This window comes from Streptomyces sp. NPDC048751, assembly GCF_043198595.1.
Lineage (GTDB): Bacteria > Actinomycetota > Actinomycetes > Streptomycetales > Streptomycetaceae > Streptomyces.
Genome location: NZ_JBICUX010000032.1, coordinates 15,450 through 39,411, shown reverse-complemented (window position 1 = coordinate 39,411; position 23,962 = coordinate 15,450). Strand labels below are relative to the sequence as shown.

At 70.8% G+C, this 23,962-nt stretch carries 27 protein-coding genes, 2 tRNA genes, 1 pseudogene and 2 riboswitches; of the genes and pseudogenes, 17 read left to right on the top strand and 13 right to left on the bottom strand.

The window, feature by feature from the left end:
• Positions 1-351, bottom strand: a 351-nt coding sequence (locus ACGFNV_RS45870) for a hypothetical protein (RefSeq protein WP_393631534.1), incomplete at its 3' end; no start/stop codon positions are given.
• 190 nt (positions 352-541) lie between these two features.
• On the opposite strand from ACGFNV_RS45870, the gene ACGFNV_RS45865 reads away from it, so the two are divergent.
• Together ACGFNV_RS45865 and ACGFNV_RS45860 are read left to right on the top strand one after the other, a co-directional pair.
• Positions 542-2,077, top strand: coding sequence for an amino acid permease (locus ACGFNV_RS45865; protein WP_393631533.1), 1,536 nt, complete (start codon positions 542-544; stop codon positions 2,075-2,077).
• A 120-nt stretch (positions 2,078-2,197) separates the two neighbouring features.
• Positions 2,198-2,270 (top strand) — tRNA-Lys (locus ACGFNV_RS45860).
• A gap of 155 nt (positions 2,271-2,425) precedes the next feature.
• Here ACGFNV_RS45860 and ACGFNV_RS45855 read toward each other — a convergent pair.
• Positions 2,426-3,073 (bottom strand): GPP34 family phosphoprotein, encoded by a 648-nt coding sequence (locus ACGFNV_RS45855; RefSeq protein ID WP_393631531.1) that lies wholly within the window; start codon positions 3,071-3,073, stop codon positions 2,426-2,428.
• A gap of 60 nt (positions 3,074-3,133) precedes the next feature.
• Between ACGFNV_RS45855 and ACGFNV_RS45850 the strand changes: the two genes are divergently transcribed.
• A complete protein-coding gene (locus ACGFNV_RS45850) occupies positions 3,134-3,676 on the top strand; it encodes a hypothetical protein (protein ID WP_393631530.1) in 543 nt (180 codons plus the stop codon).
• On the opposite strand, the gene ACGFNV_RS45845 is transcribed toward ACGFNV_RS45850, so the two are convergent.
• Together ACGFNV_RS45845 and ACGFNV_RS45840 are read right to left on the bottom strand one after the other, a co-directional pair.
• Complete coding sequence (locus ACGFNV_RS45845) at positions 3,666-3,980, bottom strand: DMT family transporter (RefSeq protein WP_393631529.1); 315 nt, start codon at positions 3,978-3,980, stop codon at positions 3,666-3,668. The two genes, ACGFNV_RS45850 and ACGFNV_RS45845, sit on opposite strands and share 11 nt — an antisense overlap.
• 11 nt (positions 3,981-3,991) lie before the next feature.
• Positions 3,992-4,058, bottom strand: a riboswitch (guanidine-III (ykkC-III) riboswitch).
• A 9-nt stretch (positions 4,059-4,067) separates the two neighbouring features.
• Complete coding sequence (locus tag ACGFNV_RS45840) at positions 4,068-4,325, bottom strand: GntR family transcriptional regulator (RefSeq protein WP_393631528.1); 258 nt, start codon at positions 4,323-4,325, stop codon at positions 4,068-4,070.
• A 199-nt stretch (positions 4,326-4,524) separates the two neighbouring features.
• Between ACGFNV_RS45840 and ACGFNV_RS45835 the strand changes: the two genes are divergently transcribed.
• Together ACGFNV_RS45835 and ACGFNV_RS45830 are read left to right on the top strand one after the other, a co-directional pair.
• Positions 4,525-4,770 (top strand): hypothetical protein, encoded by a 246-nt coding sequence (locus ACGFNV_RS45835; RefSeq protein ID WP_393631526.1) that lies wholly within the window; start codon positions 4,525-4,527, stop codon positions 4,768-4,770.
• Positions 4,770-5,066 (top strand): hypothetical protein, encoded by a 297-nt coding sequence (locus ACGFNV_RS45830; protein ID WP_393631524.1) that lies wholly within the window; start codon positions 4,770-4,772, stop codon positions 5,064-5,066. The genes ACGFNV_RS45835 and ACGFNV_RS45830 overlap by 1 nt, the downstream gene beginning before the upstream one ends.
• 11 nt (positions 5,067-5,077) lie before the next feature.
• Here ACGFNV_RS45830 and ACGFNV_RS45825 read toward each other — a convergent pair whose 3' ends face one another.
• Both ACGFNV_RS45825 and ACGFNV_RS45820 read right to left on the bottom strand, forming a co-directional pair.
• The gene (locus ACGFNV_RS45825; protein ID WP_393631522.1) at positions 5,078-5,722 is read right to left on the bottom strand and encodes a M15 family metallopeptidase; all 645 of its coding nucleotides are present in this window, start codon (positions 5,720-5,722) and stop codon (positions 5,078-5,080) included.
• A gap of 36 nt (positions 5,723-5,758) precedes the next feature.
• Positions 5,759-6,391, bottom strand: a complete 633-nt coding sequence (locus tag ACGFNV_RS45820; RefSeq protein WP_393631521.1) for a hypothetical protein — start codon at positions 6,389-6,391, stop codon at positions 5,759-5,761.
• A 2-nt stretch (positions 6,392-6,393) separates the two neighbouring features.
• Here ACGFNV_RS45820 and ACGFNV_RS45815 point away from each other — a divergent pair, with 2 nt between their 5' ends.
• Positions 6,394-6,531 (top strand): hypothetical protein, encoded by a 138-nt coding sequence (locus ACGFNV_RS45815; RefSeq protein ID WP_393631520.1) that lies wholly within the window; start codon positions 6,394-6,396, stop codon positions 6,529-6,531.
• Here the strand turns inward: ACGFNV_RS45815 and ACGFNV_RS45810 are convergent.
• Positions 6,483-6,926 (bottom strand): annotated as a pseudogene (locus tag ACGFNV_RS45810) (glycoside hydrolase domain-containing protein); the annotation flags it as partial. The gene ACGFNV_RS45815 and the pseudogene ACGFNV_RS45810 sit on opposite strands and share 49 nt — an antisense overlap.
• Positions 6,927-7,041: 115 nt before the next feature.
• Between ACGFNV_RS45810 and ACGFNV_RS45805 the strand changes: the two are divergent.
• The 7 genes from ACGFNV_RS45805 to ACGFNV_RS45775 all read left to right on the top strand — a co-directional run bounded on the left by ACGFNV_RS45805 (position 7,042) and on the right by ACGFNV_RS45775 (position 13,398).
• Positions 7,042-7,359 carry a hypothetical protein gene (locus ACGFNV_RS45805; RefSeq protein WP_393631519.1) on the top strand — a complete coding sequence of 106 codons (318 nt, stop codon included), beginning with the start codon at positions 7,042-7,044 and terminating at the stop codon, positions 7,357-7,359.
• A gap of 15 nt (positions 7,360-7,374) precedes the next feature.
• On the top strand, positions 7,375-7,614 hold the full coding sequence (locus ACGFNV_RS45800; protein WP_393631518.1) for a hypothetical protein: 240 nt from the start codon (positions 7,375-7,377) through the stop codon (positions 7,612-7,614).
• A 712-nt stretch (positions 7,615-8,326) separates the two neighbouring features.
• The gene (locus tag ACGFNV_RS45795; protein ID WP_393631517.1) at positions 8,327-8,791 is read left to right on the top strand and encodes a hypothetical protein; all 465 of its coding nucleotides are present in this window, start codon (positions 8,327-8,329) and stop codon (positions 8,789-8,791) included.
• A 15-nt stretch (positions 8,792-8,806) separates the two neighbouring features.
• Positions 8,807-10,420 carry a hypothetical protein gene (locus tag ACGFNV_RS45790; RefSeq protein WP_393631516.1) on the top strand — a complete coding sequence of 538 codons (1,614 nt, stop codon included), beginning with the start codon at positions 8,807-8,809 and terminating at the stop codon, positions 10,418-10,420.
• Positions 10,421-10,461: 41 nt separating this feature from the next.
• Entirely contained in the window at positions 10,462-11,154 is a 693-nt protein-coding gene (locus tag ACGFNV_RS45785) for an ABC transporter ATP-binding protein (RefSeq protein WP_393631515.1), read from the top strand.
• Between the two features lie 68 nt (positions 11,155-11,222).
• Positions 11,223-12,347, top strand: a complete 1,125-nt coding sequence (locus tag ACGFNV_RS45780; protein WP_393631514.1) for an FtsX-like permease family protein — start codon at positions 11,223-11,225, stop codon at positions 12,345-12,347.
• 223 nt (positions 12,348-12,570) lie between these two features.
• A complete protein-coding gene (locus ACGFNV_RS45775; protein WP_393631512.1) occupies positions 12,571-13,398 on the top strand; it encodes a GNAT family N-acetyltransferase in 828 nt (275 codons plus the stop codon).
• Positions 13,399-13,488: 90 nt separating this feature from the next.
• On the opposite strand, the gene ribA is transcribed toward ACGFNV_RS45775, so the two are convergent.
• Both ribA and ACGFNV_RS45765 read right to left on the bottom strand, forming a co-directional pair.
• Positions 13,489-14,142, bottom strand: coding sequence for a GTP cyclohydrolase II (gene ribA, locus ACGFNV_RS45770; RefSeq protein ID WP_393631510.1), 654 nt, complete (start codon positions 14,140-14,142; stop codon positions 13,489-13,491).
• Between the two features lie 144 nt (positions 14,143-14,286).
• Entirely contained in the window at positions 14,287-14,811 is a 525-nt protein-coding gene (locus ACGFNV_RS45765; protein ID WP_393631508.1) for a MarR family winged helix-turn-helix transcriptional regulator, read from the bottom strand.
• 102 nt (positions 14,812-14,913) lie between these two features.
• Between ACGFNV_RS45765 and ACGFNV_RS45760 the strand changes: the two genes are divergently transcribed.
• From ACGFNV_RS45760 to ACGFNV_RS45745, 4 genes are all read left to right on the top strand, one after another.
• On the top strand, positions 14,914-16,050 hold the full coding sequence (locus ACGFNV_RS45760; RefSeq protein WP_393631506.1) for a dihydrofolate reductase family protein: 1,137 nt from the start codon (positions 14,914-14,916) through the stop codon (positions 16,048-16,050).
• A 64-nt stretch (positions 16,051-16,114) separates the two neighbouring features.
• Positions 16,115-16,188 (top strand) — tRNA-Met (locus ACGFNV_RS45755).
• 242 nt (positions 16,189-16,430) lie between these two features.
• A riboswitch (cyclic di-AMP (ydaO/yuaA leader) is annotated at positions 16,431-16,588 on the top strand.
• An 11-nt stretch (positions 16,589-16,599) separates the two neighbouring features.
• Positions 16,600-17,634, top strand: coding sequence for a M23 family metallopeptidase (locus ACGFNV_RS45750; RefSeq protein ID WP_393631505.1), 1,035 nt, complete (start codon positions 16,600-16,602; stop codon positions 17,632-17,634).
• A 98-nt stretch (positions 17,635-17,732) separates the two neighbouring features.
• On the top strand, positions 17,733-18,683 hold the full coding sequence (locus ACGFNV_RS45745; protein WP_393631504.1) for an aldo/keto reductase: 951 nt from the start codon (positions 17,733-17,735) through the stop codon (positions 18,681-18,683).
• A gap of 66 nt (positions 18,684-18,749) precedes the next feature.
• Here ACGFNV_RS45745 and ACGFNV_RS45740 read toward each other — a convergent pair whose 3' ends face one another.
• The 4 genes from ACGFNV_RS45740 to ACGFNV_RS45725 form a co-directional block, all read right to left on the bottom strand.
• On the bottom strand, positions 18,750-20,099 hold the full coding sequence (locus tag ACGFNV_RS45740) for a PrsW family intramembrane metalloprotease (protein ID WP_393631502.1): 1,350 nt from the start codon (positions 20,097-20,099) through the stop codon (positions 18,750-18,752).
• A gap of 49 nt (positions 20,100-20,148) precedes the next feature.
• Entirely contained in the window at positions 20,149-21,054 is a 906-nt protein-coding gene (gene trmB / locus ACGFNV_RS45735) for a tRNA (guanosine(46)-N7)-methyltransferase TrmB (protein ID WP_393631501.1), read from the bottom strand.
• A 150-nt stretch (positions 21,055-21,204) separates the two neighbouring features.
• Positions 21,205-22,413, bottom strand: coding sequence for an L-2-hydroxyglutarate oxidase (gene lhgO, locus ACGFNV_RS45730; RefSeq protein ID WP_393631499.1), 1,209 nt, complete (start codon positions 22,411-22,413; stop codon positions 21,205-21,207).
• Between the two features lie 83 nt (positions 22,414-22,496).
• Positions 22,497-23,921 carry an MFS transporter gene (locus tag ACGFNV_RS45725; protein WP_393631497.1) on the bottom strand — a complete coding sequence of 475 codons (1,425 nt, stop codon included), beginning with the start codon at positions 23,919-23,921 and terminating at the stop codon, positions 22,497-22,499.
• Positions 23,922-23,962: the final 41 nt, after the last annotated feature.

Genomic DNA, 23,962 nt, shown 5'->3' with positions numbered 1-23,962 from the left:
GAGCGCCGTCCGTTCAACCGTGACCGTGACGGTGACCGTGGTGGCCGTTCGTTCGAGCGTCGTGACGACCGCGGTGGCTTCCGCCGCGACGACCGCGGTGACGAGCGCCGTCCGTTCAACCGTGACCGTGACGGTGACCGTGGTGGCCGTTCGTTCGAGCGTCGTGACGACCGTGGCGGCTTCCGCCGCGACGACCGCGGTGGTCACCGCGGCAGCGACCGTCCGTTCAACCGCGACCGTCGTGACGACCGCCCGGGCTTCCGCTCCGGCGGCCACGACCGCCCCGGCCACGACCGTCCCGGCCACGACCGTCCCGGTCACGACCGTCCGTACGGCCGTCGTGACGACCACCGCGGCGGTGGCTCCTTCGGCCGCCGCGAGGACAAGCCGCGTTGGAAGCGCAACGGCTGACGTCGGCTGACGATCTGATCCCGGAAGGGCCCGTACGACTCCGGTCGTACGGGCCCTTCCGGCGTTTTCCAGCCATATTCGATGGGTCTGTGGCGCATGTCGCGTCCCCGGTGAGGGAATCGCTGGGGACATGACAGATGACGCCAGAGTGAGTGGGCTGTCTGACGAGGAACGGCTGGCCCAGCTCGGTTACACGCAGGTTCTCGCCCGCCGCATGTCGGCGTTCTCCAACTACGCGGTCTCCTTCACGATCATCTCGGTCCTGTCGGGGTGTCTGACGCTGTACCTGTTCGGGATGAACACGGGCGGCCCCGCCGTGATCACCTGGGGCTGGGTGGCGGTCGGCCTGATGACGCTCTTCGTCGGCCTGTCGATGGCCGAGATCTGTTCGGCCTACCCGACGTCGGCGGGTCTGTACTTCTGGGCGCACCGCCTCGCGCCCCCGCGTACGGCGGCGGCCTGGGCCTGGTTCACGGGCTGGTTCAACGTGCTGGGCCAGGTGGCGGTGACGGCGGGCGTCGACTTCGGCGCCGCGTCCTTCCTGGGCGCGTACCTGAACCTCCAGTTCGACTTCGAGGTGACGCCCGGCCGGACGGTGCTGCTCTTCGCGGCGATCCTGGTGGTGCACGGCCTGCTCAACACCTTCGGCGTCCGGATCGTCGGCCTGCTGAACAGCGTGAGCGTGTGGTGGCACGTCCTGGGCGTGGCGTTGATCGTCGGCGCGCTGACCTTCGTACCGGACCACCACCAGTCGGCGTCCTTCGTCTTCGGCGAGTTCGTGAACAACACGGGCTGGGGCAGCGGGGTGTACGTAGTGCTGTTGGGCCTGCTGATGGCGCAGTACACGTTCACCGGCTACGACGCCTCCGCCCATATGACGGAGGAGACGCACGACGCGTCCACGGCCGGCCCGAAGGGGATCGTGCGTTCGATCTGGACGTCGTGGATAGCGGGCTTCGTGCTGCTGCTGGGCTTCACGTTCGCGATCCAGTCCTACGACGGCGCCCTCGCCTCCCCGACCGGCGCGCCGCCCGCGCAGATCCTGCTCGACGCGCTGGGCGCGACGGCCGGCAAGTTGCTGTTGCTGGTGGTGATCGGGGCTCAGCTGTTCTGCGGGATGGCGTCGGTGACGGCCAACAGCCGCATGATCTACGCCTTCTCCCGCGACGGCGCCCTCCCGCTCTCCCACGTCTGGCACACGGTCAGCCCGCGCACCCGCACCCCCGTCGCGGCGGTGTGGCTGGCGGCGGGCGGTGCGCTGGTGCTGGGTCTGCCGTACCTGATCGATGTCACCGCGTACGCGGCGGTCACCTCCATCGCGGTGATCGGCCTCTACATCGCGTACGTCATCCCGACGCTGCTGCGGGTGCGCAAGGGCGCGGCGTTCGAGCGGGGCCCGTGGCACCTGGGCCGGTGGTCCGGGGTGATCGGTGTGGTGTCGGTGGGCTGGGTCGGCGTGATCACGGTCCTGTTCATGCTTCCGCAGGTGTCCCCGGTCACCTGGGAGACCTTCAACTACGCGCCGATCGCCGTCCTCGCCGTCCTCGGCTTCGCCGCGACCTGGTGGCAGGCGTCGGCCCGCCACTGGTTCCTCAACCCCGACCACGAACGTACCCGCGCCCGCGAGGCGGCCCGCGCGGGCGCCCCCGAACCGGTCGATCCCTGACACTCCCCGACACTCCCGGCCTCATCCAGCCACCCGGCGCGGCCGTGTCTCCGGATACCCGATCGGAGACACGGCCGCGTCCCGCTATGCTCGTGGAGGCAACATCACGCAACACCGCCAGGGCCCTTAGCTCAATTGGCAGAGCAGTGGACTTTTAATCCATTGGTTGTGGGTTCGAGTCCCACAGGGCCTACCGCATCACCCCCAGCTCACAGCAGGAACGAGCCGGGGGTGTGTCCGTGTCAGGTGGGTCTCATGGCGAGCGGGCGGCCGCCCCGTCGGACGGCCGCCCTGCCCCCGCCTCCGGCTGCCGCTCCGGGCCCGCCGGCGCCTAGGGCAGCGCTTTCCCTACAGGGCGGACGAGGCGATGACCGCGGTGAGAGCGGCGACCGTGGTGCGGATCGTGTCTCCGAGTGCCGCGGCCTTGCCCTGCCCCTCGGCGATCGCGCTCAGACGGTCATCGCGTGCCTCCGCCCCGGGGCCATGCGGCAGGACGGTCTGGAGGCCCGCGTGGTGCAGCACGGTGATGAGCGCCGCCGTGCGCTCATCGGGGTCCTGGCCCTGCGCGACGACGGCTGTGAGACGCCCTCGCAGCGCCGCGAGTTCTGGCAGGTCCGTGACCGGGTGCTTCACCGATCCGAAGGCGCCGAGGACCCGTCGTCCCTGCTCCCGTACCAGTCCCTTCTCCAACAGCCCCCGGTACGCCGCGTCGAGTGCCTGCTCGCGTACGGCCAGCAGCCACTCCCGGGGCGTCTCCTCGGGATGGCTCCGCACGTGCTCGGTCATGGCCGCGGCCGCCGGATCCACCGGAGTCGACGCGCCGGAGACGACGAGTGCGCCGTCACGCTCCGTCAGATACCTGGAGGAGCTCAACTCCAGCAAGGCGGCCGCCGAAACCGCCAGGGACACCCGCAGCGGCGCTTCGCGCAGGGTGCCTGTCTCTTCGTCCAGTGCGAGCAGCACAATCTGCTCGCCGATTGTCAGATCCTTGGTCATGGGATCCCCCTTCTCGGGAGAAGGACGAGCCACAGGAAGCTGAGGTTCCCGTTACGCATCGTGATGGGACTGTTGCCTGGTACCGCGAGCGTTGCGCATTCTTGGTGGACGAACGGACCGAGCACGGACATCCCTGAAGGGCAGCGGCTGGTGTGGTTATCCCGTACTTCCAACCCGTGGCTTCACGCGACCTCGGCCGTCACGGGCCTTCTGACTCTGGCCGCCGGTGCGGCCGCCGTCGGTGATCTGGTGAGCCTGCGTCCAGGGCTGGCCCTGACGGCATCGTTCGCGCTCGCCTCGGTCCTGGTGCTGGGCTGTGCCTCCGTGCAGGCGCGGGTCGATGAGAGGGGGCTGGAAGTGTCCTTCGGGCCGTTCGGCTGGCCGACGCGGCACTGGGCTGTCGAGGACATCGAGTCGGCTCGCGTCGAGCGGCGCACACCAGTGCAGGTGGGTGGCTGGGGCTATCGACTGAGTGGCCTGGGGACCACCGTGATGCTGCGCGGTGGTGAGTGCCTCGTCATCCGGGCCCGGGGCAAGGACTTCGCCGTGAGCGTGGATGACGCCGAACGCGGCGCCGCACTCCTGAACTCGCTCAGTGCGTGAGCTTGAGCCCGATGACGCTGCCGACGATCAGCGTCAGGAACAGCACCTGCGGTGCGGTCACCGGCTGCCGTCCGCCGGCCATCGCGTAGAGGATCGTGAGCACCGCGCCGATGCCGACCCACACCGCGTACGCGGTCCCGACGGGGAGGTCCCGCATCGCGTAGGCCAGTCCGGCCATGCTCGCGGTCAAGGCAGTGGCGAAGACCAGGGTCGGGCCGAGGCGGCTGAGGCCTGCGGACTTGCCCAGGGCGGTGGCCCACACGGCTTCCAGTACGCCCGAGACGGCCAGAACCAACCACGACATGACAGCCCTCCTACGGGCCGTCTTGTCGCACGCCGGGTACGGCACCCATCGTCCGGGAGCCACGTGATCGGGCTCGGTTCCAGGCTCTCACACGTGGGGTTCGCCCGATTCGGGGCGGGCGCTGGGTGGTTGCTCGACGACGAAGGAGCCCTTACCGCGCACGGTGACGATCAGGCCGCGTTCGCGAAGCTCCTGTGCGGCGCGCCGCGCGGTGAGTCGTGCCACGCCGTACTCGTCGGCGAGGTGGTTCTCCGAGGGGATCGGCCGGTCCGGGGCCAGCTCCCCGGCCGCGATCTTCCCAGCGATGACGTCGGCCAACTGGGCATAGAGCGGTCTCGCGCTCATTGGGTCCAGGACGGCCTCTGGCTCTTCTGCATCGCTCATATGTCCAACGTAGAGGGACAGGGAGTTCCACGATCGAGTGGATCCCTCTCTACTTGTATGCAGAGGGCTATAGCCCGATATAGCTTTCACGAGATGAAACACCCCGGCGAGGTGGCTAGACCTCCCGGGGCACGGCCAACGCTTACTCAGGAGCGTCGACATGCACGACCTTATCCGCCGCACCCTCGAATCGCTGCGCCTTCTACTCGGCCCGGGCACGGGCAAACGGCGCCGTACGCACAGGCACCTCCGCCCCCGACTGTGCCTGCACGTCACGGTCGTGCGGCACCACACCCACCTGCCCCACCACCGCTCCCCCTACGGTCTCGCCGCTCCCCTCGACGGCGCCGACTCCGCCCTCGTCCGCCCCTACCTCCTGATCGGTGCTCAGGAGGTGGCCGCCTGATGAAGCGCCTCCTCCCTTGGCTGTCCCCCGACGGCAAGCCCTGCTACCTGGTGACGGACAGCGGCGGCGGGTACGTGTCCCGTCTCGCCGACGACCTGGAGGCCATGCAACTCGCCACGGCCGCCGACGTGCTGGGCCTCGCCCGCCCGCTGCTGGACGACCCCTCGTCGTCGTACACCGAGGTCCGTTACGCCGGCATCCGGATCGCCGAGTGCCTGAGCGATGCCCTGCGCGTTGCCGAGTCACGGGGCATGCGGCTGCCCGTACTGGACGAGCAGGAGACCGAAGACACTTAAGGACACCGGGGTCAGAGAACGAGAACTCCGGCGCCCTTGCCGGGGGTCGCGTTCCAGGTGCGGATCTTGTCGGCGACCTGCTTCACCTTCGGGGAGGTGGGCGGGACGTCGATCTGGAAGTGGCTCTCGTCGGGCGTCGGGAAGTCGCCGCCCCACTTCACCACGCCCTCGCAGTCGGTGAGGAGGTCGCGGATCACGGCGAGCTGGGGGGCGAAGAAGCCGCCCCGGGCGCCCGCCGGGTAGGAGTCGGGCCGGATGTCGACGGCTGTGCCCGACGCGTGGTTCGTGTCGTAGCCCTTTGTCTGCGCCGGAGGGCGGTAGCCGATCACGTCCCCGTCGCGCAGCGCCTCGATCTCGTAGTGGAAGCGGCGGACGACGTGGACGAGGATCGTCTCCGCGTCGCCGATCGCGAGGTCGATGCCGAAGCCGGCGCCGGGTACCGGGCAGGTCCAGATGCTGCCGTCGGCGTTGGGGGGTGTCGTGGCGATCGGCCAGCCGTTGGCGGAGACGGGGGGGCTGTCCGTCGAGCCTGCCGGGTCCGCCGACGTCGCCTTGTCGGCGGCGAAGGCCGCAGGTGCCGTCGTACCGGCGACCGCGCCCGCCGCGACCGCCGTGGTGACCGCCGAGCGCAGGAAGTGTCGTCGCGTTGCTGCCATGGGTGCTCTGTTCCTCTCCGGTGCTTCCCGCGTCCGTCAGCGGCCCGTGCCGCGCAGGGGCGCGTAGTGCTTCTCCAGGACCTGGTACAGGCCCAGCTGGGTCGATCCGTCCAGGCCGCCCGAGCCGAGGAAGTCGCCCAGGAGCCGACGGGTGCTCTCCGCCGTGTCGGCGAGGCCGGGGCGGGGCAGGCCCAGGTCGTGGGCGGCCTTGATGAGGGCGTAAGCGGTGCTGTTGATACGGAACTTGTCGTCGTCGCGGGTCTTCTGGCGGACCGCGCGGACGTCGGCGGAGTCGGAGGCGTCGAGGAGCGGGCCGCGCAGGATGCGTTGCTGGACGCAGTAGTTGCGGGCGGCGATGGTGGTGTGCGGCGAGAGCGTCGTCCCCGTGCGCACCGACCACAGCACGCTCGTGGCGATGAGGGCCTTGCGCATGCGCAGGGTGCGGGCCAGGTCGGTCAGGACGGCGTCGTACGCGAGGAGGGTGTCGAAGGCGTTGGTCGTGCTGTCGGCGCCGGAGGTCACCGTCGTGGACGTGGGCGTCGGGTCGCCGGCCCCCCGCTCCGGGAGTCCCCAGGAGCGCAGGTAGAGCCCTACGTCCGTGAGGGCGACCGCTCGTCGTGACGTGTCGAAGCGGACGTCGAGGTCGGTCGCTACGGCCGGGGGGGGCATACGTGATCTGGCCGACGTCGCGGCCGGACGCGATGTTCTTGTCGATCTGGATCGCGCCCTCGCCGGTGCCCACGTCGACGGTGGCGATCTGGTCGAAGGCCCAGTCGTCGGGGAGCGGGGAGGCCACGTTGCCGGTGTAGGCGGTGGACATGTCGGAGACGAAGCTCGCGGTGGTGAGCCCCTCGGCGCCCACCCGGGCGCACACGGCGCGCGCGCCGTAGATACCGGTGAGGTAGCCAGCGCCGTCGGCGTCGATCGCGGCCTTGAGGGCCCGGAAGTAGGGGAGCACGCCGGTGGTGACCTCGGCGTCCACGGCGTCGTAGTCGACGGCGAAGTAGATGCGGGTGCCGGGGCGGAAGCCGTGGTAGCGCACCCAGTACAGGGCGTCGGCGGCGTCCGAGGCGCCCTGCGCGGAGGTGAAGTAGCTCGCGGCGGCACCGTTGGTCTGGTAGATCGGGAAGCAGCGCAGCCCGTTCGCGGCCAGGGTCCTCAGCTCGCCGGGCTTGATCATCTTGTCGAGGGTGGTGCCGGGCACGTTCGACAGGTACCGCCCGACCACCTGGTACCCGGCGGCGGCGAGCTCCTTGGCCCGGGTGTCCGTGACCTCCGTGGAACAGTCCGAGGCGGTGCCTTTGCGTGAGGTGTCGCCGGTGGACACCAGCAGGGACGCCCAGGTGGTGAAGTCGCCCTTGGCGGTGAGGGGAAGCCGCGCGAACTCCTGGAAGGAGGCCACCCGTCCGGCGAGCCGCGCGTCGAACGTGTCTGTGAAGGTGATTCCCCGGCGCTGGTTGAACGCCATCGCGGCCGAGAACAGCCGCACCCAGGCGCCGGTCGACCCGACGGAGAGAGTGGCGGACCTGACCCCGCTCTGTGTCCCGGGACCGAAGACACCGTTGGCCACGTCGTCGGTCATACCGATCTCGTACTGCACGGCGTACATCAGCGCCCGCTGCACGTCCCGTGAGTAGCGGCCGTCGCAGGCGATGACGAAGAAGTTGGCCCGCCCGACGTACGTCGCGTTCATCCAGCGCTGCGCCGCGCGCACGGTGCCGCTGCCGCCGTCCTGGCAGGTGTACGCGTCCCTGTTCAGCAGCGCCTTGAACAACTTCGGCACGACGGCGTCCCCGGGATACGGCTCGTCGAGGCCCGCGTCCGCCTTCAACTGCCTTACGGCGGCTGCGACTCGGGCGCCGTACACACCGTCGATGTCGCCGCCGTCGTAGCCCTTGCAGCACAGGGCGGCCTGGACGATACGGATGACGTTGGCCGGGACGGTCGTGGAACTCCCGTCGATCGTGGGCCACTTGGACGTGAGCGTTGCGAGTGTGGTGGGCCCGAAGTTGTCCGAGAGCGCGGTGATGCCCAGCTCGTACTGCAGGGCGCGGACCAACGCGTACACCGTCGGCCAGTCCACCACCCCGGTCTCCTCGACCTTGCCGATACCCGGCACGTCTCCGTACGTGCCGTTGATGAATCTCTGGGCGCCCAGCACCCTCTCGTCGGCCATGGATGGATGTTCCTTTCGCATGGGGGGTGAGCAGAAGGAAACCGGAGCAACATCACAGCCGCGCAGCCCTTCCCCCGCTACCGACCGGTCTCCCCAAGAAGCTCCCACTACTTCCGCAATCTCCACGGCCCCGACAGCAACAGGCAACCGGGAACGGGTCGCTCGGTCCCACGTAGGCGTGAACGGGGTCGAGTTGTGCGTGGCTGGAACGCGCCCCTGGACTGGCCGAGGGTGTCCCTGCGGTGAGGCTCTGTCTCGCAGATTCGGGGAGTGGTGCGCCTCGGGGCCGGGCCCAATCCTTCCCCTCGTGCCCAGGCATGCGCTGCTTTTCAGTCATTCATGCGCTTTGGGGTAACAAATACAATCCAGTTCCTAGCTGGGGGATATGCGAACTACGCATCTGCGACACGAGGCACGGGGAGACACAAGTGAAGAAGATCCTGCTGACCGCGGGACTCGTCGGAGCTCTGCTGGTGGGGACGGGTGCGCCGACCATGGCCATCTCCGACTCCGCGTCGACGTCGCTGCCCGGCACCGGCGCGAAGGTCGAGGTCAACGCCTGGCAGTGCAGCGCCTACACCGACAAGTGCTCCTTCAAGACGTCCACCAAGACCAGGAAGCACGGCGCGAAGTACAAGGTCAGCAAGATCACCAACACGGCGACCGTGAAGGCCAACGGCTGGCAGGCCACTCTCGCGCTGAGCCCGAGCGGCACGATGGTGAGCGAGAACACCCGCCAGGTCAGCTGGACCAACGAGAACACCTGGATCGCCGACATCAGCGGCATCGCCGACCCCGGGGGTTCGCTCAACACGAGCATCACCACCTGCTCCGACGGTGGCGCCTTCAAGTCCGGTGTCAAAGCCTTCGCCTCGGCCTGCGCCAACGACTGACTGATGAGCCGCCGCATGAAGGACAGCCTCCTCCAAGGGGACCGGGGCCGCCGTGGCCAGGTGCTCGCGGCCGCGACGGCGGCGATCGCGGCGACCGCCCTGGGCGTCTCGATGCTCAGCGGCGGGACGGTGGACCGGCCCCACCGGCCGGGCGGCGACCTGGCCGAGCAACTGGACGCCTTGCGTGGAGCGAACGACCTGGTACGAGCGACCCGTGCCGATGTCGGGCGGGACCCCGCGCTGTATCCGACGGCGTACGGGCGTTTGGAGGCCGCCCTCCACAAGGGCCACGGAACGCCCGCGCCAGTGCCCGAGGTCCGCTCGACGACTCTGGCGGATCTCGCCCGCACCGACAGCCTGGACACCCCCGCCTGGCAGGCGCACTACGTGTGCCTGTCGACCACGGGCTCCAAGAGGACCGACCCGGTGACTGTTCTTGAGCGGGCGGGGCTTCGCAAGCGGGCGGAGAGCGAAGCGCTGGCGTACCTGCGCGCGCCGGACGAAGAGGACGATGCACTGACCTCGCTCGCCACACGTGCCGCCTTCCTCCAGACCCTGACCTGCCTGGGCCGCGACGACGAGGTCTCCCGCGCCGGCCTGGACCACCTCGCGGCTGACACCGCCAGTGCGGACCAGCCCGTACCAGCGCTCTACGCCGTCGAGGCGCTGCGGGCGGTCGGGGTGCGCGCCCACGCCACCCGGGCCCTCCGCGACGCCGATGAGCTCCTGGAGGCCGACTGCGCCAGGCTTGACCCCATTCAGCGAGCTGCTCTTTCTCTGTTGCACGGGCAGCTGACGCAACAGACCCGTACCTGTCTGTCGCCGGCCTTGAAGGACTCCGACACCCAGACGCGATGGCTGGTCCGACGTGCCCTCACCCTCGGTGCCACCGGATCGACCTTGGCGCTTCCCGCGCCCGTGAGCAGCATCCGGCCCGACGGCCTCGTCGCCAAGTCGCCGATCCAGCTGGGCACGCTCACCGCCACGTACAACGCCGCGCGAGCCCTCACCGCGAGCGCACAACAGCAGCGCGCTCCCGACTGGCTGACGAAACGGCTCAGGCGACTGGGCTCGGGCCCCGGCCTCGATCCGTCCGACCGGCTCCTGCTCGCCATGACCTGCCACCGGCTGTCCCTGGCCTGCGGACCCCAGGCCGAGAAGGGCGCGAAGGAGGCAGCCGAACTGAGGGTGCCGGCACGCCTGACCGCGGAGAACCAGCGCAGTTGGTACGGCGCCATGGCAGCCCGCGCCGAGTTCGGTCTGGGCTGCCGACGCACCTCTGTCGAACGGCCCAGGGGCGAGGCAGGCGCCCTCTCTCCCCGTTCGCTGCGCATCGTGGTGGTGCTCGCAGACGCGGGCTGTACCACCCAGGCCGAACGGCTCACTGAGGGAACCGACCTCGTCGCACAGGCCCGGCAGGCCCTGCGAGAAGGGGACCTGCCGACCGCCTCCGACGCGGTCCAGGCTGCTCTCGCGTCCGACCAGAGCATTCCGCAGACGTTGTGGGACGAGCTTCCCGCGCTGCTGGAGCGCTACCGCGACGCAGAGTTCCCCGACCTGTACGCCGCCGAGCCCGGCGATGCCGCCTCCGCGGACGCCACCAGAGCCGCGTACTACCTCCTCGCCTGAGTCCGAACCCCCGTATCCCGCTTCAGGAGGGCATCGCCCGTATGAACACCGCCTCCCCACCCGCTCTCGTCGCCGAGGGCCTCTCCTTCAGATACGCGTCCGGTGGCGGTGTCGACCGTGCGGATCTCACTCTCGACGCGGGAGTGATGGCTGCGGTCGGGGGCCCTTCGGGGTCGGGGAAGAGCACGTTGCTTGCTTTGCTCGGGTTGGTTCTCTCGCCGGGGGCAGGGGTGCTGTGTGTCGGTGGTACGGACACCGGTGGGCTCGGTGCCGGGGAGCGGGATCTGTTGCGGCGGCGGTCGATCGGGATCGTGTTGCAGGATCTGGGGCTGTTGACGTTCCTCAACGCCTGGGAGAACGTCGCCGCGGCGTTCGGGCCCCGGCTCGGCCGGCACCGTACGGCGGCTCGTGCGTTGCTCGCTGAGCTCGGGATGGGGGAGTTGGCCGACTCGCCCGTAACGGAGCTCTCCGGGGGACAGCGACAACGTATTGCCGTCGCCAGGGCGGCCGTGAAGCAACCGGTGCTCGTTCTGGCCGATGAGCCGACCTCGGGGCTTGATGCGAAGACCGCCGACGCTGTCATGGGCTCCCTGCGGTCGTGTACCGAGCGGGGGGCGGCTGTGTTGCTAGTCACGCATGACTCCGGGGTCGCGGCGAGGTGCGATCAGCGGTACGTGCTCGACGCCGGTGTGCTGAGTGCGCGTCAGAACAGTCGCAAGGAGACCCTCGGATGAGTCGTTGGAGTTTCTACACCTGGACTCGGGACGGGCGTTCATTGCGGCGGGCCTTGCCTGCGCTCAGTGTGTTGGCCGCGCTGTTGACCATGTCCGCAGGGGTGGCGGGGGGTGCTGCCGGGGCCGTGGAGCGGGATGTGTTGCGGGCGGGTGGACTGACGCAGGTGGAAATTTCGGCGTTCGAGGGGGATGCGTCGGTTCGACCGCTGACCGACTCGGCGTTGCGGGATGCGGCGGGGGTGGCGGGGGTTCGGCGGGTCGTCGCGGATTATTCGGCGGTGCTGTATGCCGAGGAGGAGGGGACGTATGACCTGGGCAGTCACACGTTGACGCCCGGGGATGATCTGCCGGTTGTGAAAGGGGAGGTGCCGACGGAGCTCGGGGCGGACGAAGTCGTGCTTCCCGCCGAAGCGCAGGGGACCGACTTCGGTGCGCTGGTCGGGCGGTCCGTTCGGTTCGGGTACACGAAGGCGACGGGGAGCGCGTCGGGGACCACCGCGGTGCTGAAGCTGAGGGTCGTCGCTCTGTACGACCCGAGTTGGCAGGCCGACGGGCCCGGCGTCGCCTATCTGTCGGAGGAGACCGCCGCGCTTCTGGCGGCTGCTCGGGCCGGGCAGGAGCCGAGCGTGTTCCGGGAGCGGGAGGGCGCACAGTCCGCTGTCGTCGTGGTGCGGCATCAGCGGGAGGTGGCCGACGTCACCGAGGCGTTGCAGGACGACGGCTTCGCGGCCTCGCCGGTGTCCGACCGGGTCCGCAACCTGCCCGGTCTGTTCGGGGTGGCGGATCTCGCGATGCGGGTCGGGGTGCTGGTGCTGGCGCTGGGGGCGGTCGGGCTCGGTGTCGTGCGGGCCGCGGACAGTGCGCGGGCGCGGGTCGGGCAGTTCGCTGTCCTGCGCATTCTCGGGTCCGGGCGGCCGGAGTTGCGGCGGATCCTGCTCGGCGAGGCCGTGCTGTCCGGTGGGGTGGCCGGAGTGGTCGGCGCGGTTGTCGGTGCCGGGCTCTCCGTCGCGCTCGTCGGTCCGCTCAGCGAGCTTCTCGGGTTGCCCATCAGGCATGCGGACGCCCTGCCCGGGGTGGTGTGGGTCGGTGCCGCGCTGCTGCTGCCCGGACTCGGGTTGGCCGTCGGCACGCTTCTCGGCAGCCGCGAGGTGCTTCGGCGTGACCCCTATCTCCTTGCGAGGGCGCACAGTTGAGCACTGGGGATAAGCTGGCCCCGAGTGCCCCAGCAGCAGGTGCACACCCCCTCATGGTGAAGGACTGAAGCCAATGGATGCGGCGCCCCGCAGCGGCCGCCGTCGGGACTGAACGGAACCTTTCTCTCCGCTCAGTGCCGTTCCGCTCTCCTCACGGCGGCCCGACGTCGCGGTGTCCCACACCGCCACGCCACACACCACTTCAACGTGAGGTCACTTCACCATGGGCAACAACGCTCAGCACGTCGACGCTCAGCACGTCGACGTCCAGCACACCGACGTCCAGGCCTTCGCCGTCAGCAACCTCCGTCGCCGCCCCGCGGTGGTCGACGTCGCGTCCTTCGTTCTGGGGCTCGACCCGTCGACCACCAGCCCGTACCTCAACTACGCCACTCCCGAGCCCGGTGCCCGTCCGAGCGGTGACGATGTCGCGGCGCTGATCGAGGCGTTCCGCGCACGCGGGCTCAAGCCCCGTCTCGAGTTCGCGCCGGACGCCGCACCCGAGGTCGAACCCGCCCTGCGGGCGGCGGGGTTCACCACGGAAGCGGTGCACACGTACCTGGTCTGCACGCCGGCCACCCTCACGCCGCCGCCGTCGCGGACCGGCCTCCTCGTCGAGACGCCGGGTACGGACGCGGACTACGCGGCGATCGACGCCGCTCTGTCCGAGGCGTTCGACAGCGCGTTCGCAGCGTCGGAGGAGGGGGCCGCCCGACTGCGCCGCATCCAGGAGAGCGGGGGAGCGGTGCGGTTCGTACGGGATTCCGACGGCGGCTGCGCCGGCGCGGGAACCTGTTCCGCGCCCGCCGTGGGCACCTCGGAGCTGGCCGGCGTCGGCACCCGGCCCGCCTTCCGTGGCCGCGGTGTCGCCGGCTCCGTGACCGCGGCGCTGGCGGAAGCCCTGTTCGCGGGCGGGGCACGATCGGTGTGGCTCGAATACTCGGGTGAGGGGTCCCGCCAGGTCTACGAGCGGGTCGGCTTCAGGCCGGGCGGCACCCGCCTCTACATGGCGCTCGAGGACGGCCACGGGGGCGCTGCGAACCGTTCGTAGGCGGCACTCCCACGGCTCCGGACCCGGCCCCGGCACGGCACCGGTACGAGCAGGAGCACCGGTGCCGGGAAGGTTCGAGCAGCCCCGGACTCAGCCCACGCTCAGTTCCGTCAGCGGCGCCGCCACCGGCAGTTCCGTCAGCGGCAGCGTGTGCTGGGTCTGGAGGACCTTCGCGCGGAGGTAGCGGACGTTGTCCGGGGTGGCGAAGACGCCGGTGGGGACGCGGTCGCGGACGTCGACGCCCAGGGTGCGCAACTGGTCGGCCTTGTCGGGGTTGTTGGAGAGCAGGTCCAGGCCGGTGATGCCCAGGGCGTCCAGCATCTGCGCCGCCGCCGTGTAGTCGCGGGCGTCCTCCGGCAGGCCGAGGGCGGCGTTGGCCGCGTAGGTGTCGAGGCCCTGGTCCTGGAGGGCGTACGCGTCGAGCTTGTTGTAGAGGCCGATGCCGCGGCCCTCCTGGCGGAGGTACAGCAGGACGCCGCCGCGCTCCGCGATCCGCTCGACCGCCTCGCGCAGCTGCGGGCCGCAGTCGCAGCGGGCGGAGCCGAACACGTCGCCGGTCAGGCACTCGGAGTGCAGCCGGACCAGCGGGACGGGGCCCGGCTCGCCGAGGACGACGGCCACGTGTTCCTGGCCGTCGGTCAGACCGTGGAAGGTGACCAGTTCGGCGTCGACGCCGTAGCCGTCCTGGAAGCGCAGCGGTACCCGGACGCGGGAGCGCGTGGTGGCGGCGGGGAATGCGGGCATGCGGGCCTCCGGGGTCGGGTGCATCGCTGATCGGTCCAGGTTCTGCTTCAGATTTGAAGCACAGCCTCGAACCGGGACCCTACCCCTGCTTGAAATTTGAAGCAACTGCTTTGTGGCGTGCGCCTCACGTTTCAGGCGTCGGGCTCATTCCGTTCCCGCACACCCTGTGGAGGAACGCCGCAGCCACGGCAGGTCCCCCTGACCGTCCCCCGGCCCCTCGCCGACGAGCCCCTTCGTGATCCCGGTGAAGATCTCCTCCAGCTGTGCCACCTGCTCGGGGCTGAGGTGATCGAAGATGTGGGCGCGAACCGTCTCCACGTGTCCCGGCGCCGCCCGCTCCAGCACGGCGAGCCCCTCCTCGGTCAGCGCCGCGAGGCTGCCGCGGCGGTCCGACGTGCACCCCTCACGCCGTAGCAGACCGTCCTTCTCCAGGCGGGCCACCGCGTACGTCAGCCGGCTGCGGGTGATCTTCAGCTGCTCGGCGAGGTCCGTCATCCGCAGCCGGTGTTCCGGTGTCTCGGACAGGGTGGCCAGGATGGAGTAGTAGATGTGCGGCATCCCGGCCTCCTGCTGGAGCTGCCGGTCGAGCGCGTCCTCCAGGAGCATGGTGGCGGCGATGTACGCGCGCCAGGCGCGCTGCTCCTCAGGGGTGAGCCAGCGGGTCGTCATGCGACCAGTGTAAGTTTGTTTCAAACTTGAACCAAGACCTGGATGCCCCCGTCCACGGTGCCCCTGTCCCCGGATGCTCCCGTCCCACGATGGAGTGCGTAGATGCCTCTCCCTTACGTCCTGCTGTCCGCCGCGGTCTCCCTCGACGGCCACCTGGACGACACCGGCCCCGAGCGGCTCCTGCTCTCCAGCCCGGCCGACTTCGACCGGGTCGACGAGGTACGGGCCTCCGTCGACGCCATCCTGATCGGCGCCGGCACGATCCGCGCCGACAACCCCCGGCTGCTGGTCAACTCGCCCGAGCGGCGCGCGGCCCGTGTCGCCGCGGGGAAGCCCGAGTTCCCGCTGAAGGTCACGGTCAGCGGCTCGGGCGAGCTGGACCCGGCGGCGCAGTTCTGGCACACGGGCGGGGAAAAGGTCCTGTACACCACGGACAAGGGCGCGGAACGGGCCCGGCGGGCCGGTATCGACGCCGGCGCCGATGTCGTGGCGCTCGGCGGCGAGCTCGACTGGCGCGGGATCCTGGAACACCTCCATGACGTACGCGGGGTGCGACGGCTCATGGTCGAGGGCGGCGGAACCGTCCACACCCAGCTGCTCCAGCAGGAACTCGCCGACGAACTCCAGCTCGTCCTCGCGCCGCTCTTCGTGGGCGACCCCCGGGCGCCCCGACTGTTCGGGCCCGGCGCCTACCAGGGCGGACGACTGCGGCTCGTGGAGACCCGGCAGATCGAGGACGTCGTACTGATGCGCTACGAGCCGACGGCACCCGGCGGCGCGGGGCCGGCCTCCCCCGCCGACCGGCACTGGCTCGCCCTCGCCTGTCACCTCGCGGAGCTGTGTCCGCCGTCGGAGAGCGCCTTCAGCGTGGGCGCGGTGGTCGTGGCGGCCGACGGGACCGAGCTGGCGCGCGGGCACTCCCGGGAGGGCGGCGATCCCGTCGTGCACGCGGAGGAGGCGGCCCTCGCGAAGATCGACCCGGCCGACCCCGGGCTCGCGTCCGCCACCGTCTACAGCAGCCTCGAACCCTGCGCCCGCCGCGCCTCCCGGCCCGCGCCCTGCGCCCGGCTGATCCTCGACGCGGGGATCCGGCGGGTCGTCACGGCCTGGCGTGAGCCGGACACCTTCGTCGAGGGCGCCGACGGCACGGGCGTGCTGGTGGCGGGCGGTGTCGAGGTCGTCGTGGTGCCGGAGTTCGCGGAGCGGGCCATGGCTCCGAACCGCCACCTGCTCGGCTGATTTCCCGTCACCGGAATACCCGTGTGCTTCGCACCCCGCGGATGCCGTACACTGGAATCACCGACGCGGGGTGGAGCAGCTCGGTAGCTCGCTGGGCTCATAACCCAGAGGTCGCAGGTTCAAATCCTGTCCCCGCTACTGGAGGCCGATGGCCGGGATTCTCACGAATCCCGGCCATCGGTGTGTTTGCAGAACAGCGGCCCCGTTCGCGGCGTGCCGGGACGCCGCGTGGTCAACTCGCCCGTTTTTCACCGCTCATGGGACGTAAGTCCAGGGCGAAAATGTTAATGATCAAGCCGAACGGCTTGGAAACCTGACCCCGTGTCTATTAACGTTCGATAACGCAGCGCGGTCGTCCCAGCCGTCACAAGAGACGGCTCCGTGCTCAAGCGCCGAATCCCGCAAGGGAACCGGGGAACCACCACCTTGGGGTGAATCACGTGGATGCCGCCGTGGACTCACGGCCGGTATACGCGCGTAGGAGACCTTCCCGCTCCGAACCCGTCAGCTAACCCGGTAGGCGTCACGGAAGGAAAGGAGCACGCCTTCGTGGCGTCCAACCCGCCTGCCCCCGAGGCTCCGCACGCGCCGAGCCGCCGCAGCACCGAGACCTTCGGTTACGGCGACTACCGCACCGACGAGGGCCCCTGGGAGGAGTGGAATCCCACCGCGGAGTCCATTCGCCCGGTACGTGGCCGGCACCGTGTCGCCAAGCAGCGTGGCGGGCTCGCCCGCAGCTCCACCGTCCTGGGCGTCGGCGTCATCGCCGCCGTCGGCGCGGGCGGCATGGCCAGCGCCAACACCGGCAAGCCGCCGGTCTCCATCTCCATGCCCGACCTGCCCTCCGTCGGCTCGCTCCTGACGGACGACACCGCGGACGCCGCCCAGGACGCGGCGGACGCCCTCAGCAGCGTCGGCGCGGACACCGAAACCACCACCCAGAGCGCCGCCGACGCCGGTGAGTCGCTGCGCAGCCGCATCATGGCCCAGGCCGAGTCGCAGCAGGGCCAGCTGGAGAGCAAGGCCCAGGCCGCCGCCGAGGCCGCTGCCGCCAAGGCCGCCTCCGACGCCGTCGCGAAGGCGGAGCAGGAGGCCAAGGCCAAGGCCGAGGCCGCGAAGAAGAAGGCGGAGGAGGAGAAGCAGCGCAAGGCCGAGGCCGAGCGCCTGGCCGAGCTGGCCAAGGAGTACACGCTGCCGACCTCCTCGTACACCATCACCTCGACCTTCGGTCAGGCCGGCTCCTACTGGTCCTCCGGCTACCACACCGGCCTCGACTTCGCGGCGCCCACCGGCACGCTCATCAAGGCGATCCACAGCGGCACCATCACCGAGGCGGGCTGGGCCGGCTCCTACGGCTACCGCACGATCCTGACCCTCGACGACGGTACGGAGCTGTGGTTCTGCCACCAGTCCTCCATCAACGTCAGCGTCGGCCAGAAGGTCGGCACGGGCGACGTCATCGGCCGTGTCGGCGCCACCGGCAACGTCACCGGCGCCCACCTCCACCTGGAGGTCCACCCGGGGGGCAGCAGCACGGGCATCGACCCGTCGGCGTGGCTGCGCAGCAAGGGGATCAACCCCTGACGAAAGCTTCCGGGAGTCGGTGAGGTCTCCCGGATGTTTACGAACCGTTGACGGGAGGCGCGGAATGCGTGCCTCCCGTCAACGCGTTGACACAGAGCATGACTTCCTCATCTCTCCGTAAGCTCGGTTCCTCCGACCTCGAGGTCTTCCCGCTCGCCCTCGGCGGCAACGTCTTCGGCTGGACCGCGGACGAGGCCACCTCCTTCGACGTCCTCGACGCCTACACGGCGGCCGGCGGCAACTTCGTCGACACCGCCGACGCCTACTCGGCGTGGGCCGAGGGCAACTCGGGCGGGGAGTCCGAGACCGTCATCGGCAAGTGGGTCAAGGCCCGTGGCAACCGCTCCGACGTCGTCATCGCCACAAAGGTCAGCCAGCACCCCGACTACCAGGGCCTGAGCGCGGCCAACATCAAGGCCGCCGCCGATGCCTCGCTGCGCCGCCTGGACACCGACTACATCGACCTCTACTACACGCACTTCGACCGGCCCGAGGTGCCCGTCGAGGAGATCATCGGCGCCCTCGACGAGCTGGTGCGGGCGGGCAAGGTGCGGCACATCGCCGCCTCCAACATCTCGCCCGAACGCCTCCGCGAGTCCCTGGAGTTCTCCGACCGCGAGGGCCTCGCCCGGTACGTCGCGCTGCAGCCCCATTACAACCTCGTCTCCCGCGACACCTACGAGGGCGAGCTGAGCGACCTCGCCTCCCGTGCGGGCCTGGCCGCCGTCCCGTACTACGCGCTCGCCTCCGGCTTCCTCACCGGCAAGTACCGGCCCGGCAAGACCGTGGACAGCGTGCGCGCCGCGGGGGCCGCCAAGCACCTCGAGTCCGAGCGCGGCATCAAGGTCCTCACCGCCCTCGACGAGATCGCCCAGGCCCACGACGCCCCGATCGCCACCGTCGCCCTCGCCTGGCTCGCCGCCCAGCCGACCGTCGCGGCGCCGATCGCCTCCGCGCGCACCGTCGAGCAACTGCCGGCGCTGGTGGGCGTGGCGGAACTGCGGCTGACGGAGCAGGAGGTGGCGAAGCTGACAGCGGCTTCGGCCTAGTGCCGTAGGCACGTCCCCCTTGTCCGGCGGTGCCGAACCGCCTGTGGCCCCTGCCTCCGCCGCCCGCTACGAGCGGTAGGGGTTGTACGCGGGGTAAGGCGCCGCCGGATGCTCGTACCCCGCCCCGGGGCCCTGTCCGTACCCGTACCCGTACACCCCGTGGACCGGCCAGGGCGGCGCGACCACCGGCACCGGCGGCGCGGTCACCCGTGCCGCGTGGTCCAGCGCGGGCCGCGCCACGTCGCGCCGCCCCCACAGCTCCCGCAGCAACTCCGCCTCCCGTACGACGAAGTCGGCCCCCGCCTTGCCACGGTTCCCCCGGCGCCGCAGGAACGCCAGGGACGTCGCGTACGCCTCGTACTGCGCCACCGCCCGCGCAGCGGGCCTGCCGTGGTGGCGCCGCGCGTACTCGCGGGCCAGCCGCCGTGCCCGCATCGAGCCGAGGGCGAACGGCTCGGCCGGCGTCAGCCATCCCGCGGAGGCGTAGGCGGGCAGCTCCTCCCGCACGGTCCTCAGCTCCCGCTGCCGCGTCCAGACGACCAGCCACGTCAGCAGCCCGAACGCGGGCACCATGAACGCCCCGTACACCGCGAAGAACCCGTACTCGCCGAAGGACGACGAGCCGTTCCAGAACGCGTGCATGCCCATCGCCAGCAGCAGTCCAAGCACCGGCAGCGCCACCCGCCGCACATGCTGACGCTCCCCGGCGAGCGCGGCGGCGCCGAAGCCGATGCCGGTCAGGACGGTGAAGAGGGGGTGCGCGAAGGGCGACATGATGACGCGTACGAAGAACGTCGCCGCCGTCACCGAGGCGATGCCGCTGTCGCCGGTGAGCTGGTCGGTGCCGAAGGCCGTGCCGAGGTAGAGGATGTTCTCGGTGAACGCGAACCCGGTCGCGGTGATCCCGGCGATGACGACCCCGTCGACGATTCCGGTGAAGTCCCGCCGCCGGAACAGGAAGACGAGTAACACGGCGGCGGCCTTGGCCGACTCCTCGACGACCGGGGCTATGACGGTCGCACCGAGGGTGTCCGCGCTGGACGGGTCGGCGGTGGCCGTGGCTATCCATCTCGTCGCGAAACTGTTCGCCACGATCGCTATCAGCGCGGCCGCGCAGGCGCCCCAGGCGAAGGAGAACAGCAGGTTGTACCAGGGGCCGGGCTCCACCCGGTCGAGCCACCGGAACGCCGCGACGAGCAGCGGAACGGGCAGGAGGGCGAGCCCGAGCCCGACCAGGAACCCCTCCGTGCCGGTCTGTTCGCGCACGAGCGCGAGGATGACGAGCCCGGAGAGGGCGAGGAGGGTGACGAGCGCCCCGTAGCGCACCGACTTCCGCTGCCACCAGTGCGCGTGCCGGAGCACGCCCCCAGCGGCGGGACCGTCGGGATGCGTCGGGTACGGGGGACAGGTGGCCACGGCATCGACCCTAACGAGGCAGCGCGCCGCCCGCGACGGTGCGCGTTCGTCAGCCGCCGGCGGGGGGCTCGGTGGGGGACAGGTGGTGCGGATCGGGCTGGGAGAGCCGAGCCGCGTTCGGCTTGCGGTGCTGTACGCGGCGGAAGAGCAGATCGTTCACGACATGACCTTTGTCCAGTCCCTGGCCCTCGAAACGGGTCAGTGGCCGGAACTCCGGACGTGGCGCGAAACCGCCGTCTGCCTGTGTGTTCTCGAAGTCCGGGTGCGCGGTGAGCACCTCGAGCATCTGCTCGGCGTACGGCTCCCAGTCGGTCGCGCAGTGCAGGACCGCCCCCGGCTTCAGCCGGGTCGCGGCGAGGCTCAGGAACTCCGGCTGGATCAGGCGCCGCTTGTGGTGGCGCTTCTTGGGCCAGGGGTCGGGGAAGTAGACGCGCAGCCCGTCCAGCGCGTCCGGGGCGAGCATCTCGCGCAGCAGGATGATGGCGTCGCCGTTGCCGACGCGGACGTTGGACAGCCCGCCCTGGTCGGCGAGGTTGAGCAGGTTGCCCTGCCCCGGGGTGTGGACGTCCACGGCGAGGACGTTCGTGCCCGGGTCCGCGGCGGCCATCCGCGCGGTGGCCTCACCCATGCCGAACCCGATCTCCAGCACGACGGGGTTGTCGTTGGCGAACAGCTCACCCAGGTCGATGACCCGCTGCCCGTCGATGTCGAGCCCCCACTTGGGCCACAGCCGCTGCAACGCGTCCGCCTGCCCCGCGGTCACCCGGCTGCGGCGCGGCTGGAAACTCCGGATCCGCCGCTCGAAGTGCGATCCGGCGGGATCGGCCCTGGGCCCGTCCGGGAACCGGGGCTCACCCTTGGCCCGGCTGTGCCGGACGGAGACACCGGGGCCGTGCGGGTGCTGCTCGCCGGGGGCGGGCTGAGGGGCTTCGGGGGTGTTGAGGGAGTCAGACACAGTGCACTCGATTTTACGGGGCTCACTTGTGCGGGAAGCATGCCGTCGGTCACGGCGGCCGGGGGCCATGAGGCTGGGGCCGGTGGCATGGGACTGGGTGTGGCGGGCGGTGGGACTGGGACTGGTGGGGCTGGAGCTTTGGCTGTGGCCTTACGCCGACCCCAGCACGGTCAGCGCCCGCCGGGCAACCTCCCGCCCGATCGGCAGCGAGGCGGTCGCCGCGGGGGACGGCGCGTTCAGGACGTGGACCGCCCGCGCGCCCTCCCGGATCAGGAAGTCGTCCACGAGTCCCCCGTCCCGCAGCACCGCCTGAGCGCGCACTCCGGCCGCGGTCCGCACCAGGTCGCTCTCCCCCGTCGCGGGCAGCAGTCTGCGCACCGCCCGCGTGAACGCCGCCTTCGACACCGACCGCCGCAGCTCACCCGCTCCGTACCGCCAGTGCCGCCGTGCCATCCGCCACACTCCGGGCCACGCGACCGTCGTCGCGACCTCGCCCGGGCGTACGACCCCCCACCCGTACCCCTCCCGGGCCAGCGCCGGCACGGCGTTGGGGCCGACGTGGACGCCGCCGTCGATCCCGCGCGTGAGATGCACCCCGAGGAAGGGGAACGCCGGATCGGGCACCGGATACACCAGTCCCCGCACCAGCTCGGGCCGTGCCAGCTCGTAGTACTCCCCCCGGAACGGCACGATCCGCACCCCGGGCTCGTCCCCGGTCATCCGGGCGATCTCGTCGCAGTACAGCCCGGCGCAGTTCACCAGCACCCGGCCCCGTATGACATCCCCGTTCGTGGTCCGCACCGCGACGCCCCGGTCGGGGCGCCGGTCGATCCGCTCGACCCGGGCGCCGTACCGGATCTCCGCCCCCGACGCCTCGCCCAGCTGCCGGGCGACCCCGACGAAGTCGCAGATCCCCGTCGTCCCCACGTGGATCGCCGCGAGGCCGCGCACCTCCGGCTCGTACTCCCCGATCTGCGCCGCGCCCAGCTCCCGCACCGGGATCCCGTTCTCCCGGCCGCGCTGCACGAGCGCGTGCAGGCGGGGCAGCTCCTCCCGCTCGGTCGCGACGATCAGCTTCCCGGTGACGGCGTGCGCGATGCCGTACTCCGCACAGAACTTGATCATCTCGGCGGCGCCCCGCACCGCGTACCGCGCCTTGAGCGACCCCGGCCGGTAGTAGATCCCGCTGTGGATCACCCCGCTGTTGCGCCCCGTCTGGTGCCGGGCCACCCCCGGCTCCTTCTCCAGCACCGTCACCCGCGTCCCCGGCGCGGCCCGAGTGATCGCGAACGCGGTGGACAGCCCGACGATCCCCCCACCGATCACCAGCACGTCACAGTCGTACGCACCGACCCGCACCTGCACCACCTCCCGCCTCCGATAGTGCACTGCGCCACTGACAGCGCGTTCAAACCAAGGCGAGTGCAGCTTCCCTCAGGGTGCTACGCCGGAGCCACGAGGAGCGGCCGAGCCCGTTCCCGCAGCTCCACCACCCGCGGCTCGTCCCCGTACGGCTCCAACCGATGGAGAAGATCCTTCACGTACTCCGTGGTCCGCGCCGAGGAGATCCGCCCGGCCACCTCCACCGCCCGCACGCCCTGCTCGCACGCCGCGTCGAGATTGCCGGACTCCAGCTCGGCCACCGCCGAGACGACGAGCCGTAATCCGTGCGACCGCACGAATTCCTCCGTCGGCTTCGACAGCGCCTGCTCCGTGAACCTCCGCACCTGCCGGGGCGCCTTCAGGTCCCGGTAGCACTCCGCCGCGTCGGCGGCGAACCGGTCGTAGCCGTAGAACCCCAGCCACGACGGGTCGTTGTCGCCCTCACGGGACCGCTCCAGCCAGCCCTCGGACGCCTTCAGGGCCGCGCCGGCCGCGGGGGCGTCACCGGCGCGCGCGTGCGCGCGTGCCTCGACCAGCCGGAAGAAGCTCATCGTGCGGGCCGTGGCCAGTCCCCGGTTGCGCTCCAGGGCGGCCTGCGCGAGGTCGACGCCTTCGTCGCCGAACCCGCGGTACGTCGCCTGCAGCGACATGGAGGCGAGCACGTACCCCCCGAGGGGGACGTCGGCGGCGGCGCGCGCGAGGCGCAGTGCCTGGATGTAGTACCTCTGCGCGGCCTCCTGCTGGCCCGTGTCGAAGGCCATCCATCCGGCCAGGCGGGTGAGTTCGGCGCTCGCCCCGAACAGGGCCCGGCCGACCTCGTCGGAGTAGGAGCCGAGCAGCAGGGGCGCGGCCTCGACCCGCAGGCACTCCGGCACCATCGACGAACGCCAGTCGCCGCCCCCGTACTTGGAGTCCCAGCGCCTGGCGTCCTCGGCGGCCTCCCGCAGCTTCTGCACATCGCTGTGGCCGACTTTGAGCGGTGCGCCGGAGTCCTCGGAGAGGTTCACCTCACGTGCCACCGAGCTGTCGGCCGGGGTTATCAGCCATCGTGAGGCGGGCGTTGCGTATGCGCTCACTGCGAACGACCCGGCCAGCGACTGCCAGATGCCGCCGGAACCGGCGCGGCGCCCGGCGAGGTCGAGCCGGTACAGCTCGGTCGCCGACCGCACGGCCTGTCCGACGTCCCGCGGGAAGGCGAGGCCCACTTCCGGAGCGGGGTCCGCGTCCGCCAGGCCGATCTCGTGCAGGGGCACCGGCCGGCCGAGCTTCTGGCCGATGGCGGCCGCGATGAGGTGGGGAGCGGCGCCCTGCGGCACCATGCCCTTCGACACCCAGCGCGCCACGGACGTCTTGTCGTAGCGAAGCGTCAACCCGCGTTGAGCGCCAAGATCGTTGACGCGTCGCGCGAGTCCGGCGTTGCTGATTCCCGCGAGGGCGAGAACGGCGCCGAGTTTTTCGTTCGGCCCGCGTTGCTCCCTGGACATGCGCCACCCCTCGACACAGACGGCTGCCGCGCTGGCATAAC